This is a genomic window from Glutamicibacter sp. AOP38-B1-38, assembly GCF_052377485.1.
Taxonomy (GTDB): domain Bacteria; phylum Actinomycetota; class Actinomycetes; order Actinomycetales; family Micrococcaceae; genus Glutamicibacter.
Map to the genome: position 1 here is coordinate 1 of NZ_JBQSWU010000081.1, position 1,287 is coordinate 1,287.

General features: G+C 57.0%; 1 protein-coding gene. It reads left to right on the forward strand.

The genetic code is table 11. The features are described 5' to 3' along the window. Nucleotides 1-135: 135 nt before the first annotated feature. On the forward strand, nt 136-1,287 hold a 1,152-nt coding region (locus tag ACT3TP_RS18670; protein WP_444621283.1), incomplete at its 3' end, for an ISL3-like element ISAar23 family transposase.

Below are 1,287 nucleotides of genomic sequence, written 5' to 3' on the forward strand. Positions count from 1 at the left end.
GGCTCTTCAGAATTGAGAGTGTAGCCACCTAAACCCAACACCCCGGATCCCGGGCATGTCGTCAATGCATTAAAAAGTCGAGGCCTTCCAGAAGAATGGAAGTTACCACACTAACCATTTCTAGAGACCTCGACTGTGCACCATTCTATCTATACCCCCGCAAATCTCACGACTTTCACCAACCTTGACGGACTGGGACTCACCGCCATCGGGCAGCGCCTTACGCCGAAGAAAGCTGAGATCCTCTGCCAAGTGACCAACCCTGACCCATGGTGCCAAACGTGCGGAACGCCCGGAAATCCACGCGATACCGTCACCCGGCGCCTGGCCCACGAACCGTTCGGATGGCGGCCCACCGTCTTGGTGATCAAGCACCGCCGCTACCGCTGCAACCACTGCCAACGCGTCTGGCGTGAAGACCTCAGCCAAGCGGTAGCGCCACGACAGAAAATCAGCCGGACCGGGCTACGCTGGGCTTTGGCCGGGCTAGTCACCCAGCACCTGTCAGTCTCACGGATTGCCGAAGGGCTCGGTGTCACCTGGAATACCGCCAACGAAGCAGTGCTGGCCGAAGGCCAGCGCCTGCTGATAGATGACCCAACCCGGTTCAACGGAGTCAAAGTGTTGGGAGTTGATGAGCACGTGTGGCGGCATACCAAAAGTGGAGACAAGTACGTGACGGTCATTGTTGACCTCACCCCGGTGAAGGCTGGCACTGGCACCGCACGATTGCTCGACATGATTCCCGGACGTTCCAAGGCCGTGTTCAAGACCTGGCTTGCTGAACGCGGTGAAGCATGGAAAAACAATGTTGAGGTGGTCGCGATGGACGGGTTCACCGGCTTCAAAAGCGCTGCTGCTGAGGAACTGCCCCAAGCCGTAGAAGTCTTGGACCCTTTTCATGTGGTCAAGCTCGGCTCCGAGGCGTTGGACCAGGCCAGACAACGAGTTCAGCGTGAACAATATGGGCGGCGTGGCCGGAAAGATGATCCGCTGTATAAGTGCCGGCGTACGCTGACTACAGGTTTATCGCTGGCCACAGAGAAACAGAAACAGCGCGTTGAAGACCTGTTCAACGTTGCGAAGCACGAGCCTGTGCAATTGGTCTGGAGCGTTTACCAGAGGATGGTTGATGCCTACCGGCAGAAGAAGCCCGAGATCGGGAAGTGGGCCATGGAACAACTGATCAACGAGATCGGTACCAAAGTGCCGAAGGGTTTACCGGAGTTGAAGAAACTCGGTGGTACGCTGCGCAGGCGGAAACCGGATATCCTCGCGTATTTTGAT